The organism is Actinotalea caeni (genome assembly GCF_009733795.1).
GTDB lineage: Bacteria > Actinomycetota > Actinomycetes > Actinomycetales > Beutenbergiaceae > Pseudactinotalea > Pseudactinotalea caeni.
The window spans coordinates 1-13,398 of sequence record NZ_WNXX01000018.1 but is presented as its reverse complement, the minus strand read 5'-3'; the positions used below and the strand labels follow the sequence as shown (position 1 = coordinate 13,398).

General features: G+C 71.5%; 14 protein-coding genes and 1 pseudogene. 9 read left to right on the top strand and 6 right to left on the bottom strand.

The window, feature by feature from the left end; all coding sequences use genetic code 11:
- Positions 1-82: 82 nt before the first annotated feature.
- From GPA02_RS14350 to GPA02_RS14340, 3 genes are read right to left on the bottom strand one after another with little or no spacing between them, the layout of a single operon-like run.
- Complete coding sequence (locus tag GPA02_RS14350) at positions 83-493, bottom strand: NUDIX hydrolase (protein WP_156200831.1); 411 nt, start codon at positions 491-493, stop codon at positions 83-85.
- A 47-nt stretch (positions 494-540) separates the two neighbouring features.
- Positions 541-771: a hypothetical protein gene (locus tag GPA02_RS14345; RefSeq protein ID WP_240134062.1), complete on the bottom strand. Its 231-nt coding sequence runs from the start codon at positions 769-771 to the stop codon at positions 541-543.
- Between the two features lie 7 nt (positions 772-778).
- Positions 779-2,050, bottom strand: a complete 1,272-nt coding sequence (locus GPA02_RS14340; protein ID WP_156200829.1) for an amidohydrolase — start codon at positions 2,048-2,050, stop codon at positions 779-781.
- 123 nt (positions 2,051-2,173) lie between these two features.
- Here GPA02_RS14340 and GPA02_RS14335 point away from each other — a divergent pair, with 123 nt between their 5' ends.
- On the top strand, positions 2,174-5,176 hold the full coding sequence (locus GPA02_RS14335; protein ID WP_156200827.1) for a glycoside hydrolase family 2 TIM barrel-domain containing protein: 3,003 nt from the start codon (positions 2,174-2,176) through the stop codon (positions 5,174-5,176).
- The gene (locus GPA02_RS14330; RefSeq protein ID WP_204986625.1) at positions 5,173-5,904 is read left to right on the top strand and encodes a glycerophosphodiester phosphodiesterase; all 732 of its coding nucleotides are present in this window, start codon (positions 5,173-5,175) and stop codon (positions 5,902-5,904) included. Before GPA02_RS14335 ends, GPA02_RS14330 begins: the two co-directional genes overlap by 4 nt.
- A 19-nt stretch (positions 5,905-5,923) precedes the next feature.
- On the opposite strand, the gene GPA02_RS14325 is transcribed toward GPA02_RS14330, so the two are convergent.
- Positions 5,924-6,577, bottom strand: a complete 654-nt coding sequence (locus tag GPA02_RS14325; protein WP_156200825.1) for a response regulator — start codon at positions 6,575-6,577, stop codon at positions 5,924-5,926.
- Positions 6,574-6,831 carry a hypothetical protein gene (locus GPA02_RS14320; protein WP_156200823.1) on the bottom strand — a complete coding sequence of 86 codons (258 nt, stop codon included), beginning with the start codon at positions 6,829-6,831 and terminating at the stop codon, positions 6,574-6,576. Before GPA02_RS14320 ends, GPA02_RS14325 begins: the two co-directional genes overlap by 4 nt.
- A 135-nt stretch (positions 6,832-6,966) precedes the next feature.
- On the opposite strand from GPA02_RS14320, the gene GPA02_RS14315 reads away from it, so the two are divergent.
- The 7 genes from GPA02_RS14315 (at position 6,967) to GPA02_RS14285 (ending at position 13,277) form a co-directional block, all read left to right on the top strand.
- A complete protein-coding gene (locus GPA02_RS14315) occupies positions 6,967-7,251 on the top strand; it encodes a hypothetical protein (RefSeq protein WP_156200821.1) in 285 nt (94 codons plus the stop codon).
- A gap of 91 nt (positions 7,252-7,342) precedes the next feature.
- The gene (locus GPA02_RS14310) at positions 7,343-7,837 is read left to right on the top strand and encodes a DoxX family membrane protein (RefSeq protein ID WP_156200819.1); all 495 of its coding nucleotides are present in this window, start codon (positions 7,343-7,345) and stop codon (positions 7,835-7,837) included.
- Positions 7,838-8,410: 573 nt separating this feature from the next.
- Positions 8,411-8,662 carry a glutaredoxin-like protein NrdH gene (nrdH, locus tag GPA02_RS14305; RefSeq protein WP_156200817.1) on the top strand — a complete coding sequence of 84 codons (252 nt, stop codon included), beginning with the start codon at positions 8,411-8,413 and terminating at the stop codon, positions 8,660-8,662.
- Positions 8,663-8,849: 187 nt separating this feature from the next.
- Positions 8,850-9,275 carry a class Ib ribonucleoside-diphosphate reductase assembly flavoprotein NrdI gene (gene nrdI / locus GPA02_RS14300; RefSeq protein WP_170296854.1) on the top strand — a complete coding sequence of 142 codons (426 nt, stop codon included), beginning with the start codon at positions 8,850-8,852 and terminating at the stop codon, positions 9,273-9,275.
- Positions 9,276-9,319: 44 nt separating this feature from the next.
- Positions 9,320-11,425, top strand: coding sequence for a class 1b ribonucleoside-diphosphate reductase subunit alpha (nrdE, locus tag GPA02_RS14295; protein WP_420809364.1), 2,106 nt, complete (start codon positions 9,320-9,322; stop codon positions 11,423-11,425).
- A gap of 149 nt (positions 11,426-11,574) precedes the next feature.
- Positions 11,575-12,561 carry a class 1b ribonucleoside-diphosphate reductase subunit beta gene (nrdF, locus tag GPA02_RS14290; protein WP_204986631.1) on the top strand — a complete coding sequence of 329 codons (987 nt, stop codon included), beginning with the start codon at positions 11,575-11,577 and terminating at the stop codon, positions 12,559-12,561.
- A gap of 119 nt (positions 12,562-12,680) precedes the next feature.
- The gene (locus GPA02_RS14285; RefSeq protein ID WP_156200811.1) at positions 12,681-13,277 is read left to right on the top strand and encodes a GNAT family N-acetyltransferase; all 597 of its coding nucleotides are present in this window, start codon (positions 12,681-12,683) and stop codon (positions 13,275-13,277) included.
- A gap of 10 nt (positions 13,278-13,287) precedes the next feature.
- Here the strand turns inward: GPA02_RS14285 and GPA02_RS14280 are convergent.
- Positions 13,288-13,398: pseudogene (locus GPA02_RS14280) on the bottom strand (IS481 family transposase); the annotation flags it as partial.

Here is a 13,398-nt window from a genome sequence, read left to right as displayed (position 1 = left end):
CCGCGATGTCCGCACGTTCCGCCCGGTCGGCCCGGGCCGCCAGCCTCGCGCGCTGGGTCGAGGTGATGAGCGGGGCGCGGCGCTACCCGTCGAGCAGCCCCGCCATGCGCCGCGCGACGTCGACGAGCCCGACCCTGTCGAGGTCGTCGACGTCCGCCAGCGGTATCCAGGCGGCCTCGTCGGTCGAGCCGTCGCGCTCGTGGGCGAGCGTGCCGCCGACCACCCGCGCGCGGTAGAGCACGCGCAGCGCGTGCGCCGTGCGCCCGTCGACGCGGCGCGCCACGAGCGAGTCGATGCCCAGCAGCTCGTCGAGCTCGACGTCGTAGCCGGTCTCCTCGCGCACCTCGCGCACCGCGGCGTCGGCCGGGTCCTCGCCGGGCTCGATCCCGCCACCGGGCATCGTCCACCCCGACGCGCCGTGGTCGTTCCAGTGCGCGAGCAGCAGGCGTCCGTCCTGGACGACCACCGCGTACGCCGACACCCTCAGCTCCATCGGGCCAGTCTGTCGCACTGCGTCCCGGCCGCGGCAGGTGCCGGAGGTCAGCGGTGCGGGCGCTTCTCGTTGCCCTGCCGGTAGTTCCCGGTCGCGCGGGCGAGCAGGTGCTGGCGCCGCACCTCGTCGGCGTCCTCGAGCCGGGCGGCGAGGCGGGCGGCGTCGCGGCCGCCGATCACGGTGACCAGCCGCCCGCCGCGGAACACCCGCACCTGGCCCGAGCTGGTGACCTGGTGGTCGAAGGGGTCGTCGGCGAGGCCTGGCGGCAGCTCGGTCACGGCGTGGTCATCGCCCCAGGAAGGCCAGCGAGGAGGCGACGGCGGAGCGCACCCCGGTCTCGAGCGTCGGGTGGATGACGGGCGCGAAGTACGGCGAGTGGTTGCTCGGGATGTCCCGCTCGGTGCCGGTCGCGACCGCCTGGTCGTAGGCGGCCGGGTCCCAGCCGCCGATGAACCAGTACGCGTACGGCACGCCCCAGGCGCGCGGCAGCCAGGAGAAGTCCTCGCTGCCGGTGATCTGCTCGCCGTGCACGACCTCGAGTCCGGCGTCGAGCAGCGCCGCGCGGACGGTGGCGACGACGTCGGGGTCGTTGTCGGTCAGGGGCACCCGGTCGTAGGAGCTGATCTCGGGCTCGGCCGGGCAGCCGGCCGCGGCCGCCTCGCCGCGGCAGATCCGGGTGATCGCCTCGACGAGGCGGTCGTGCACGCCGTCGTCGTAGGAACGGATGTTGACGTGCAGCTCCGCCGTGGCCGGGATGATGTTCGCCTTCGTGCCCGCCTGCAGCATGCCCACGGTCACGACGCCGAACTCGAACGGCGAGAGCTCGCGCGCCACGACGGTCTGCAGCCGCGTCACGATCGCGGCCGCGACGACGACCGGGTCGATCGTGTAGTGCGGCATCGAGCCGTGCCCACCCTTGCCGTGCACGACGATCTTGAGGTTCTCCGAGCGCGACATCGCCGGCCCGGGCCGCAGGTGCACGCTGCCGGCGCGCTCGGCGCCGACGTGCTGCCCGATGACGACGTCCGGCCGCGGCAGCCGGTCGACGAGACCGTCCTCGACCATCGCGACCGCGCCGTCGCCGGTCTCCTCGGCGGGCTGGAAGAGCGCGACGAAGGTGCCCGACCAGGCGTCCCGGGCCCCCGCGAGCAGCGCGGCGGCGCCGAGCAGCCAGGTCATGTGGAAGTCGTGGCCGCAGGCGTGCATCGTCGGCCACTCCACGCCGTGGCGGTCGAGCCCGACGTCGGTCGAGGCGTAGGGCAGCCCCGTCGCCTCGGCGACCGGCAGCCCGTCCATGTCCGCCCGGAACACCACCACCGGGCCGGTCTCGCCGTCGCGGTCGTTGCGCAGCACCCCGACGACACCGGTGCCGCCGATGCCCTCGGTCACCTCGAAGCCGAGCTCGCGGAGCCGGGCGGCGCAGATCGCGGCGCTGCGGTGCTCGCGGTGCGACAGCTCGGGATGGGCGTGCAGGTCGGTGTAGGTGCTCTCGAGCCAGTCGAGACCGGGGAGGCCGGCGAGCACGGCGTCGGCGGCGGAAGGGGCGGCGTGCGTCATGCGGCCACCGTAGTAGGCCTGCTCATCGCGTCCGCTGATGAGCACGGCGCTGCGGTGCCAGGACCCGCAGGAGGCGCCACTAGGCTCCTGCGGACGGATTCTTTCAACCCTCAGGAGAAGTCGATGAGCTCGCTCCCGACCCACACCGACGTCGTCGTCCCCGCCGGGGTGCGAGGGCCACGGTTCCGGCCGCCGGCGGGCGCGAGCACGGCCGAGTCGCTCGACCTGAACGGCGAGTGGCGGTTCCGGCTCTTCGACGAGGCGCGTACGGGCGCGGACTCGGCGGACGTCGGCGCGGGCTGGGACACGATCGCGGTGCCCGGGCACTGGCAGCTCGCGGGTGCGCCGGACGCGTGGCCCTACGGCAAGCCCGCCTACACGAACGTGCTGTTCCCGATCCCCGTCGACCCGCCGAACGTGCCGCGGGAGAACCCGACCGGTGAGTACCGCCGCACCGTCGAGGTCCCCGAGACGTGGCTGGGCTCCGGGCGCGTGGTGCTCCGCTTCGAGGGCGTCGACTCCTGGTTCGAGGTCGCCGTCAACGGCACCCCGGTCGCGACCTCCCACGGCTCCCGGCTGCCGACCGAGATCGACGTCACCGAGCACGTGCAGGCGGGCGAGAACCTGCTCGCGGTGCGGGTGACGCAGTGGTCGGCGTTCACCTACGTCGAGGACCAGGACCAGTGGTGGCTGTCCGGCATCTTCCGCGACGTCGAGCTCGCGCACCGGCCCGAGGGCGGCATCGAGCACGTCTCGGTCGACGCCTCCTACGACCACACGACCGGCGAGGGCACGCTGCGCATCGACGTCGAGACGCTCGGCGACGCCGAGGCGACGGTCAGCGTCCCGGAGCTCGGGCTCGAGCTCGCCGCGGGCGAGGAGGCGACCGTCGCCGTCGAGCCGTGGAGCGCCGAGACGCCGCGGCTCTACGAGGCGCAGGTGCGCACCGCGGCCGAGACCGTCGTCGTGCGCGTCGGGTTCCGCACGATCGCGATCGTCGACGGCGTGTTCACCGTCAACGGGGCCCCGGTCAAGCTGTACGGCGTCAACCGCCACGAGTTCGAGCCGACCCGCGGCCGCGCCGTCACGCGCGAGACGATGCTCGCCGACGTGCTGCTGGCGAAGACCCACCACGTCAACGCGGTCCGCACCTCGCACTACCCGCCGCACCCGCACTTCCTCGACCTGTGCGACGCCTACGGGCTCTACGTCATCGACGAGAACGACCTGGAGACCCACGGCTTCGAGCCCAACGGGTGGCGCGACAACCCGACCGACTCCCCGGCCTGGCGCGACGTGCTGGTCGACCGGGTGCAGCGCATGGTCCGCCGCGACGCCCACCACCCGAGCATCGTCATGTGGTCGCTCGGCAACGAGGCCGGCGTCGGCCGCAACCTCGGCGAGATGGCCGCCGCGATCCGCGAGATCGACGACTCCCGCCCGCTGCACTACGAGGGCGACTGGACGGCGGAGCACACCGACGTCTACTCCCGCATGTACGCCTCGGTCGCCGAGACGCTGGAGATCGGGCGCGGCGAGGACCGTGCGCTGCAGCGCAACCAGCCCGACGACACGATCGACGGCGAGACCGCGGCCCGGCGGCGCACGCTGCCGTTCATCCAGTGCGAGTACGTGCACGCGATGGGCAACGGGCCGGGCGGCTTCAGCGACTACGACGAGGTGTTCGAGGCGTACCCGCGCCTCATGGGCGGCTTCGTGTGGGAGTGGATCGACCACGGCATCGCGACCCGCGACGCGGACGGCACGCCCTTCTACGGCTACGGCGGCGACTTCGGCGAGGAGCTGCACGACGGCACCTTCATCGCCGACGGGCTGCTGCTGCCGGACCGGACGCCGTCGCCCGGCATGGTGGAGATGGCGGCGGTGTACGCGCCGGTGCGGATCGAGGAGTTCCCGGGCCTGGACGGCGCGATCGAGATCCGCAACCGCTACGCGTTCCGCACCACCGAGCACGTCGACCTGCGCTGGACGCTGAGCGCCGACGGCGAGACCCTCGCGGAGGGCTCGCTGAGCGACGCCGTCGGGGTGCTGGAGCCGGGCGAGTCGGCGATCGTGTCGCTCGAGGCCGCCGGCATCGAGGTGCCCGAGGTGGGCGACGACGTCGACGTCTGGTGGCTGGTGCGCGCCGTCAGCCGCGAGAGCGGCGACCACGTGCCGGCCGAGCTGGGCGCGGGGCAGCTGCACGTGCAGGGCCGTGCGCCGCTGGCGCCGGTGTCCGGGTCGGTCGAGCGTGGCGAGGACGGCTTCGCCGTCGGCCCGGCGCGGTTCGACGGCGCAGGTCGCCTCGTCTCCCTCGGCGGCACCCCGGTGCGCACGTCGCGCGCCGACGCGTGGCGCGCCCCGACCGACAACGACGCCGCCGACAACGGGCCCGGCCGCCAGGACGCGCGGCTGTGGGAGCAGGCGGGCCTGACCCGGCTGCGCGAGCGGCTCGACGACGTCACGGTCGAGACCGACGAGCAGGGCGAGGCGCTCGTCGTCACGGGCCGGCTCGCCGGCGCGGCGAGCGAGTGCGGGCTGGCGGTCACCTGGACGTGGCGCGCCGACGCCGAGGACCCGCAGACGGTCGACGTCACGCTCGACCTGGTGCCCGAGGGCCGCTGGGCGGGGCCGCTGCCGCGGCTGGGGTGGCTGCTGGCGCTGGAGCAGGAGGGCGCGGGCGACGTCGTCGTCGACTGGGTCGGGCAGGGGCCGGGCGAGTCCTACGCCGACTCGGCGAAGGCGGCGCTGTTCGGCCGCTACCGCCACACGGTCGAGGAGCTGCAGACCCGGTACACGCACCCGCAGGAGAACGGCGCACGGCGCGGCGTGACCCGCGCGAGGATCGGGCTCGCCGCAGGTCCGCTCGAGCTGCGAGCCGGCGAGGTGACGCTCGGCGTCGACGAGATCGACGGCGTCGAGCTCACGGCACGGCCGTGGTCGGACCAGGCGCTCGCGGCGGCGCGGCACCCGCACGAGCTGTGGCCCGACGGCGCCCTGTGGCTGCACGTCGACGTCGCCCAGCACGGTGTCGGCTCGGCCGCGTGCGGGCCGGGTGTGCTCCCGAACGCGACGCTGGAGCCGGCTCCGGCGCGGCTGCAGGTGCGGCTGCGGGCCGGCGCGTGAGCCGCCGCTTCGTCACGGTCGGCCACCGGGGCGCGATGGCGCACCGGCCCGAGAACAGCCTCGCGTCGTTCGCGCTGGCCGAGGAGGCGGGTGTCGACCAGATCGAGCTCGACGTCCGCATGACCGCCGACGGCGAGCTGGTCGTGCTGCACGACGACACCCTCGACCGGGTCGCGGCCGACGAGCGCGGGCGCGGCCACGGGCCGGTGGCGGAGCTGACCCTCGCCGAGCTGCGCGAGATCCCGCTCGCCTCGGGGCTCCCGGTCGTCACGCTGGCGGAGGCCTACGAGGCGACGAGCGTCGAGATCCAGGCGGAGATCAAGGCACCGGCGTGCGTCGAGGCCTTCGCAGCGTTCCTGCGGTCGCACCCCGCGCACGCCGCGCGCACGTGGGTGACGAGCTTCCACCCGGAGCCGCTGGTGGCGCTGCGCACGCTGCTGCCCGACGTGCCGCGCGGGCTGATCGTCGGGTCGCACCCCGACGCGGACGGGCAGCCCGCGCTCGCGGCCGCGCTGGCGGAGATCGCGGCGAGCGCGTTCTACTGCCACTGGACCGGCCTGACGCCCGAGCACGTCGCGCACTGGCAGGGCCTCGGCTACCAGGTGCACGCCTGGCCGCTGCGCGAGCGGGACGATCTCGAGCGTGCGCTGGCGTGGGGTGTCGACGGCGGCACCGCCGACGACCCGCTCGCGCTCCTGGCGTGGCTGCGGGAGGCGGCGTCGGCCTGACGGCGGTGCGGGCCTGGGATCAGTCCACGAGGCCCGACTGGTAGGCGAACACGACCAGCTGCGCGCGGTCGCGTGCACCGAGCTTGATCATCGCGCGGCTCACGTGGGTGCGTGCGGTGGCGGGGCTGAGCACGAGCTCGGAGGCGATCTCGTCGTTGGACAGTCCGCGCCCGACGAGCGCGACGACCTCGCGCTCGCGCGCGGTGAGGTCACCGATCCTGGGGTGCGGCGTGAGCACGCGCGCCCGGGCCTCCAGCAGCTCGCTCACCACTCGGCGGGTCACCGACGGCGCGAGCAGCGCCTGCCCCTCCTGCACCACCCGGATCGCCGCGAGGATCTCGTCGGGCCCGGCGTCCTTGAGGAGGAAGCCGCTGGCGCCGAAGCGCAGCGAGTCGAGCACGTACGCGTCGGTCTCGAAGGTCGTGAGCACGATGACGCGGGTGTGCTCGAGCTCGGGCGCGGCGCCGATGCGCCGGGTCGCCTCCAGGCCGTCGACGCCGGGCATCCGGATGTCCATGAGCACGACGTCGGGGCGGTGCCGGCGCGCGAGAGCGACGGCGTCGAGGCCGTCGGCGGCCTCGGCGACCAGCTCCAGGCCGTCCTCGTCCTCGATCAGTGCGCGGAGCCCGCGGCGCACGATGTCCTGGTCGTCGGCGATCAGCACCGAGATCACGGGGCCTCCTCCGTCGGGAGCGTGGCCCGCACGACGAACCGTGGCGGGCCGGGGTCGATGTCGAGGGTGCCGCCCGCGGCGGCGACGCGGTCGCGCATGCCCGGCAGGCCCATCCCGGAGCCGGTGACGGGCGTCGCGCCCCCGCCGAGCGGTGCAGCAACAGTCGCCAGACGCCCGACGAGGTCGAGAGCCACGAAGCGCCCGCACCACAGTCCTGGCGCGGGCTCGTCCACGTACTGCGGGTCGCGGTGCATGACACCCGCGCGTCCCGGCTGCTCCGCGCCGACCCCCTACGTCACCGGACGTACCCGGAGTCACGCACCCCGGCGGATCCGCACGGAGCCCCGGCGCCGGACGCTGGTGGCATCCCCACACGAAGGAGGCTCCCCATGGAGATCGTCACGCAGGTCCTGGCCGACGGCCCCTGGCACGGCGGCTACGGCCCGCCGTTCCCGTTCTGGATCTTCCCGCTGGTCTGGCTGCTGCTGATCGGCGGCGCCGTGACCGCCGTCGTCGTGCGTGCGGAGCCCGAGGCCACGTGCTCTCCCCGCCCGGTCGCGGTCGACCCCTGGGGGTCAGCCCCCAGGCGCGCGTCGGCCCGCCGGGCGTCGCCGCGTGAACGAGGGTCGACGCCGGACGTCGCCGGACGTCGCCCGCTCCGCGCCGAGGCGTAGCGCAGGTGACGCTCACGGGCCGATGGCAGCGAGGCCCGTTCCCGGGAGCGTGGACGACGTCGTCAACCACCCGCACACGAAGGAGCGCACCATGTCGACCTGGACGACCGCACCACTGCCCTCACAAGCCCCGGACCGCCCGCCGTCACGCCTGGTGGCGCGCACCCGCGACCTGCTCGCCGCCCACAGCGTGACGCTGCTGCGGGTGAGCCTGGGCCTGGTCTTCGTGGCCTTCGGGATCCCGAAGCTCGTGCCCGGCCTCAGCCCGGCCGAGGACCTCGCCTCGGCGACGATCGAGGTCCTCACGCTCGGTCTCGTGGGCGGCCAGGCCGCCGTCTTCCTGACGGCGGTGATCGAGACCGTGATCGGGCTCACCCTGCTCACCGGCAGGCTCCTCAAGGTCGGTCTCGTGATGCTGGCCGTGGCGCTCGTCGGGATCATGTCGCCGCTGGTGCTGTTCCCCGACCTCATGTACGCCGGCGGCCCCAGCCTGGAGGCGCAGTACGTGTTCAAGGACATCGTGCTGGCGGCGGCCGGGCTCGTCGTCGGGGCGCACGCCCTCGGTGCCCGGCTCCGCACCTCCTGACCGCCCCGCCGCACGGCCCGCCCCGACCCGGGAGCGGGCCGTCGGCGTGTCGCACCGCGCCCTCCCGGCACCGCGGGGCTCGAGGGGCGCGTGGGGCACCCGGGACGGCGAGCCGTCCCGGTTGCCTGTGGACGGGGTGGACGAGCTGTGCACGCGAGGTTGAACTTCTCCACCGCCCGACGGCGCCGGATCGCGCCGTTCCTGTGGACCCGCGCACCCCTCCCGCGGGGTGTGCACAGCCCTGTCCACACGGTTGCCCGAGCCACCCACAGGAGGGCCCTGATCGTGCACATCGACACGCCGTCGACGTGTGGACGACACGCAGGCCGCGACACGCCAGACACAACACCTAGGGGTATCGCGCGATGTCGGCCACTAGGTGTAGTGTCGAAGACGTGGGCGGAGCACATCCGCCTCCGAATGACAAAGTTGTAGTTACATCGCCGTCGTCCGACGGCGCGAAGCCCCTGATCACGGGCCTCGCGAGCCGGTTCGGACGGGGTCGGCGGGTGATTGCACAGCGCAGGAACAGGGCACGAGCTGCGGCCGCCGCGGCCAGGGAGGGGAACCCGGATGACCATCACCGTTTTCAGCAAGCCGGCATGCGTGCAGTGCGACGCCACCTACCGGGCGCTGAACAAGTACGGCCTCGAGTACACGATCGTGGACATCAGCAAGGACGCCGAGGCCCTCGAGTCGGTGAAGGCCCTCGGCTACCAGCAGGCCCCCGTCGTGTTCGCCGACGGCGACCACTGGTCGGGTTTCCGGCCCGACCGCATCAAGGCCCTCGTCGCCGCCTCCCAGCAGAGCGCCGCGATCGCCTGACGGCGTCACGCCGTCACCGGCGGTCCACGACCGCCGACAGCTCCACACAGACCCTGCGTACCCCGTCCGAGACCGGTTCCGGGCGGGGTGCGCAGCACCACCTTCCGACCGGGAGGGCCCGGGACGGGTTGCCTTGCCGCACCCTCGCGCGCCCACCCCTGAGCACCACCGAGAGGAGACGAGCAGCGTGAGCACGAGCACCGCGACCCAGCAGCTGTCGCTCGTCTACTTCTCGTCGGTCTCGGAGAACACGAAGCGATTCGTGGACCGCCTCGGCCTGCCCGCGCAGCGCATCCCGCTGCGTCCGACCGAGCCGCACCTGGTCGTCACCGAGCCCTACGTGCTGTTCGTCCCCACCTACGGGGGCGGCAACGGACAGGGCGCGGTGCCGAAGCAGGTCATCAAGTTCCTCAACGACGAGCGCAACCGCCGGCTGCTGCGCGGCGTGGTCTCCGCGGGGAACACCAACTTCGGGTCCGCCTACTGCATCGCCGGCGACATCATCGCCGCGAAGTGCGGCGTGCCCCACCTGTACAAGTTCGAGCTTCTGGGAACGACCGAGGACGTGGACAACGTCCGAGAGGGGATGGAACGACTGTGGCTGCCACGCTGACCGAGACCGAGGAGATCGCACCAACCGCGGTCGCGCAGGGCGAGATGGACTACCACGCCCTCAACGCGCTCCTCAACCTGTACGGCCCCAACGGCGAGATCCAGTTCGACAAGGACAAGGAGGCGGCGCGGCAGTACTTCCTGCAGCACGTCAACCAGAACACGGTCTTCTTCCACAACCTGCGGGAGAAGCTGAACTACCTCATCGAGCACGGCTACTACGAGAGCGAGGTGCTCGACAAGTACCCGTTCGAGTTCCTCCAGCAGATCTTCGACCACGCCTACGCGAAGAAGTTCCGCTTCCAGACCTTCCTCGGCGCGTTCAAGTACTACACGTCGTACACCCTCAAGACCTTCGACGGGAAGCGTTACCTCGAGCGCTTCGAGGACCGCGTCGTCATGGTCGCGCTCACGCTCGCCGACGGCGACCAGCAGTTCGCGCTCGAGATGGTCGACGAGATCATCTCCGGCCGGTTCCAGCCCGCCACGCCGACCTTCCTCAACTCCGGCAAGAAGCAGCGCGGCGAGCCCGTCTCCTGCTTCCTGCTGCGCATCGAGGACAACATGGAGTCGATCGCCCGCGCGATCAACTCCGCGCTGCAGCTGTCCAAGCGCGGCGGCGGTGTCGCCCTGCTGCTGTCCAACATCCGCGAGCACGGCGCCCCGATCAAGAAGATCGAGAACCAGTCCTCCGGCGTCATCCCCGTGATGAAGCTGCTCGAGGACTCCTTCTCCTACGCCAACCAGCTCGGCGCGCGCCAGGGCGCGGGTGCGGTGTACCTGCACGCGCACCACCCCGACATCATGCGGTTCCTCGACACCAAGCGTGAGAACGCCGACGAGAAGATCCGCATCAAGACGCTCTCGCTCGGTGTCGTCATCCCCGACATCACCTTCGAGCTCGCGAAGAAGAACGAGGACATGTACCTGTTCTCGCCCTACGACGTCGAGCGCGTGTACGGGGTGCCGTTCGCCGAGATCAACGTCACCGAGAAGTACCACGAGATGGTCGACGACGGCCGGATCCGCAAGAAGAAGATCAAGGCCCGCGAGTTCTTCACCACGATCGCCGAGATCCAGTTCGAGTCCGGCTACCCGTACATCATGTTCGAGGACACGGTGAACCGGGCGAACCCGATCGAGGGCAAGATCACGCACTCGAACCTGTGCAGCGAGATCCTCCAGGTGTCGACGGCGTCGACCTACAACGAGGACCTGTCCTACGCCCACGTCGGCAAGGACATCTCCTGCAACCTCGGCTCGCTCAACATCGCGCTGACGATGGACTCGCCCGACCTCGGCAAGACCGTCGGCACCGCGATCCGGGCGCTCACCGCCGTCAGCGACCAGACGAGGATCAAGTCCGTGCCCAGCATCGAGAAGGGCAACGAGTCCAGCCACGCGATCGGCCTCGGCCAGATGAACCTCCACGGCTACCTCGCGCGGGAGCGGATCCACTACGGGTCCGAGGAGGGCATCGACTTCACCAACATCTACTTCTACACGGTGCTGTTCCACGCCCTCACCGAGTCGAACAAGCTCGCGATCGAGCGGGGCCGCGCCTTCGGCGGCTTCGAGAAGAGCAAGTACGCCAGCGGTGAGTTCTTCGACAAGTACACCGAGCAGGAGTGGAAGCCGGCGACCGAGCGGGTCGCGCAGCTGTTCGCCGACGCCAACGTGCACATCCCCACGCAGGACGACTGGCGCGCGCTCAAGGCCTCGGTCATGGAGCACGGCATCTACAACCAGAACCTGCAGGCCGTGCCGCCGACCGGCTCGATCAGCTACATCAACAACTCGACCTCCTCGATCCACCCGGTCCCGAGCAAGATCGAGATCCGCAAGGAAGGCAAGATCGGGCGCGTCTACTACCCGGCGCCGTTCATGACGAACGACAACCTGGAGTACTTCCAGGACGCGTACGAGATCGGCTACGAGAAGATCATCGACACCTACGCGGCTGCCACGCAGCACGTGGACCAGGGGCTCAGCCTCACGCTGTTCTTCAAGGACACCGTCACCACTCGTGACCTCAACCGGGCGCAGATCTACGCCTGGCGCAAGGGCATCAAGACGCTCTACTACATCCGGCTCCGCCAGATGGCGCTCGAGGGCACCGAGGTGGAGGGCTGCGTCAGCTGCATGCTGTGACGCCGCGGCGCGGGGGCGCGAGCCCCCGCGCCACCGCCGGGCGGCCGCCGCGCCCGGCACGAACAGACAGTCCATGACCCGAGGGGCCACCGCCCCGGTCCGAGGAGGCCCTCGGACGAACCGTGCAAGGAAGTGACGACGTGACCGCAGTGACCGCAGCCCACGGCGACAAGCCGAGGCTCGTGAGCCGGGTGTCGGCGATCAACTGGAACCGCATCGAGGACGAGAAGGACCTCGAGGTCTGGGAGCGCCTGACCGGCAACTTCTGGCTGCCCGAGAAGGTGCCGCTCTCCAACGACATCCAGAGCTGGCACACGCTCAAGGAGCACGAGCAGCGCATGACCACCCGGGTGTTCACCGGGCTCACGATGCTCGACACCATCCAGGGCACCGTCGGCGCGGTCAGCCTCATCCCGGACGCGCGCACCCCGCACGAGGAGGCGGTGTACACCAACATCGCGTTCATGGAGTCGGTGCACGCCAAGAGCTACTCCTCGATCTTCTCCACGCTGATCTCCTCCCAGGAGATCGACGAGGCGTTCCGCTGGAGCGAGGAGAACGAGAACCTGCAGGAGAAGGCCCGGATCGTCCTCGACTACTACCGCGGCGACGACCCGGAGAAGCGCAAGGTCGCCTCCACGATGCTGGAGTCGTTCCTCTTCTACTCGGGCTTCTACGCGCCGATGTACTGGTCGAGCCACGCCAAGCTCACCAACACCGCGGACCTGATCCGACTGATCATCCGCGACGAGGCGGTGCACGGCTACTACATCGGCTACAAGTACCAGCGCGCCCTGCAGGACGCCTCCCCCGAGCGCCGTCAGGAGCTCAAGGACTACACCTTCGAGCTGCTCTTCGAGCTGTACGAGAACGAGGAGCAGTACACCGAGGACCTCTACGACCCGCTGGGGCTCACGGAGGACGTCAAGGCGTTCCTGCGCTACAACGCCAACAAGGCGCTCATGAACCTGGGCTACGAGGGCCTGTTCCCGAAGGACCAGACCAACGTCAACCCCGCGATCCTCTCGGCGCTGTCCCCCAACGCCGACGAGAACCACGACTTCTTCTCAGGCTCCGGCTCCTCCTACGTGATCGGCAAGGCCGTCAACACCGAGGACGAGGACTGGGACTTCTAGGGTCGTTCGCCGACCCGCCGGGATGACCGAGGCCCGGAGCCGTCACGGCTCCGGGCCTCGTCGCGTGACGACGAAAATCGCTCCGCACCGACCCCCGCCCGGGTGGTAGGAGTGGGCCGATGACGAACACGGACACCGCCACCACGCGCCCGGTGCTGCGCACCGCGCGCCTCGAGCTGCGACCGATGCGGCCCGAGCACCTGCCGCTGCTTGAGCAGCTCGACACCGACCCCGAGGTGATGCGCTACCTCCTCGGCCGCGCCCGCACGCCCGAGGAGATCGCCGAGTTCTGGGGCCCGCGCTGCGCCGACACCGACGCCGACCGCACCGGCCTCGGCTACTGGGTGGGCTTCGTCGACGGCGAGTTCGTCGGGTGGTGGGACGCCTCGCCGTCGCGCCCCGTGCCCGAGCGGCCCACGACGGCGGAGCTCGGCTGGCGGGTCCGGCGCGACCGCTGGGGGCGCGGGCTGGCGACGGAGGGCGCCCGGGCCGTCGTCGAGCACTGCTTCACGGCCGTGGGCCTGGAGCGGCTCTGGGCCGAGACGATGGCGGTCAACGCCGCCAGCCGCGGCGTCATGCGCAAGCTCGGCATGCGCCACGTGCGCACCGAGGTGCGCGAGTGGGAGGACCCGCTGCCCGGTTCCGAGCACGGCGAGGTGGTCTACGAGCTCACCCGCGCCGAGTGGCTCGCGGCCCGCGGGGCCGACGGCGCCTAGTTGTACTCGGTCAGCACGTTGGTGACAGTCGGCTGATCGGTGGCTTGCCTCCGCAGGCGGTGTGGGCTCGAGCGTAGTTGTAGTGCTTGAGCCATGGGGCCAGCGCGTCGGCTCGGGCGGT

Coding starts and splice junctions, on each gene's coding strand:
- GPA02_RS14350 (WP_156200831.1), bottom strand. CDS start 493: ATGGAGCTGAGGGTGTCGGCGTACGCGGTGGTCGTCCAGGACGGACGC.
- GPA02_RS14340 (WP_156200829.1), bottom strand. CDS start 2,050: ATGACGCACGCCGCCCCTTCCGCCGCCGACGCCGTGCTCGCCGGCCTC.
- GPA02_RS14335 (WP_156200827.1), top strand. CDS start 2,174: ATGAGCTCGCTCCCGACCCACACCGACGTCGTCGTCCCCGCCGGGGTG.
- GPA02_RS14320 (WP_156200823.1), bottom strand. CDS start 6,831: ATGCACCGCGACCCGCAGTACGTGGACGAGCCCGCGCCAGGACTGTGG.
- GPA02_RS14315 (WP_156200821.1), top strand. CDS start 6,967: ATGGAGATCGTCACGCAGGTCCTGGCCGACGGCCCCTGGCACGGCGGC.
- GPA02_RS14310 (WP_156200819.1), top strand. CDS start 7,343: ATGTCGACCTGGACGACCGCACCACTGCCCTCACAAGCCCCGGACCGC.
- nrdH (WP_156200817.1), top strand. CDS start 8,411: ATGACCATCACCGTTTTCAGCAAGCCGGCATGCGTGCAGTGCGACGCC.
- nrdE (WP_420809364.1), top strand. CDS start 9,320: ATGGACTACCACGCCCTCAACGCGCTCCTCAACCTGTACGGCCCCAAC.
- GPA02_RS14285 (WP_156200811.1), top strand. CDS start 12,681: ATGACGAACACGGACACCGCCACCACGCGCCCGGTGCTGCGCACCGCG.